The organism is Microcystis sp. M53598_WE2 (assembly GCF_030067735.1).
Classification (GTDB): domain Bacteria; phylum Cyanobacteriota; class Cyanobacteriia; order Cyanobacteriales; family Microcystaceae; genus Microcystis; species Microcystis aeruginosa.
This window is the reverse complement of record NZ_JASJFE010001084.1, coordinates 1-1,050: the sequence shown is the minus strand read 5'-3', so window position 1 is coordinate 1,050 and position 1,050 is coordinate 1. Positions and strand designations below refer to the sequence as shown.

At 45.0% G+C, this 1,050-nt stretch carries 1 protein-coding gene; it reads right to left on the bottom strand.

Translation table 11 applies throughout. From position 1 onward, the window contains the following. Window positions 1-911, bottom strand: a 911-nt coding sequence (locus tag PX636_RS22090) for a glycosyltransferase family protein (protein ID WP_288118925.1), incomplete at its 3' end; no start/stop codon positions are given. Between the last annotated feature and the right edge of the window lie 139 nt (window positions 912-1,050).

Below are 1,050 nucleotides of genomic sequence, written 5' to 3'. Positions count from 1 at the left end.
GACTCGCGCACAGAAATACAATCGATCTCACGATAGGTGCAACCGTAGTAATGAATAGCAGAGCGCGCTTTTTCCTCGATTAGTTGACGATAACCCATCATTCCGCGATCAACTACCCCCGGACTAGCTTTAATCAAAGCGATTAAATTATCGCGCCATTCCCTGCGATCGCCACTGCCATCCCGTTTAGTAAAACCATAGTAGAGATGTAACTCGGCCGCGGGAATTGCCGCCTTGATAATCGGCCAGCCATGCTTTAACATCGACTCTAGGCCGCGATAATAACGAGAGGCATAGACTAGACGATAGGGAAGATACTCACTTTCCGGCACTGTCTCACTTATAGCCAAAAGGGAAGTATCGATACCATTAGGAACAATCGGACATTGATTATCGGCACAGAAATCCAGTAAATCCCGTTGATATTGGCTTTTACAGAAAATTTTGTCATATCTAGCCAAAATTTCCGGGGTATAGGAGTCTGCCGGCACTTTAATATCTTGCCAATCAAAAAAAATTCGTTCTGCCTTGGTACCCGGACGGCAATAGGTGGGATGACGAGAGATCACCAATGTCTCAAAGTGATCCTGCCAATTCATGTGGTAATAATTAACATAGCGAATACCGTCCTGTTCCCCTTCCATACCCTCACAATTGCCAAAAATCGTCACTTTATAGCCGCATTTCGTCCATTCCTGCGCTAAAAAAGCCACCGATGCCTGTGTGCCACTGGCCCCGCGTTGCCAAATTTCCGCTGGACGCATGGGACGATATTTTTCTGTGTAAATAACGATCGATTTTTTCGGCCAACGACGGGCGCTCAAACGCTGTTTAATTTGAAATAGGGAAGGTGCGCTGGCCCGTAGCCATTGTTTGAGATTAGATTGTAGGGATGGAGTAGCTTGTGACACTCTTTTTCTCCAAGATCGAGGGAAAATAGGGGCGATGGGTGATAGAGTCTTAGTTCCTTGTATTTAACTCGATTTCTCGACTCAGTAGAACAATTCGAGCCTATCATATAATAGGTTCATGTCAAAAATCAATCTTTTT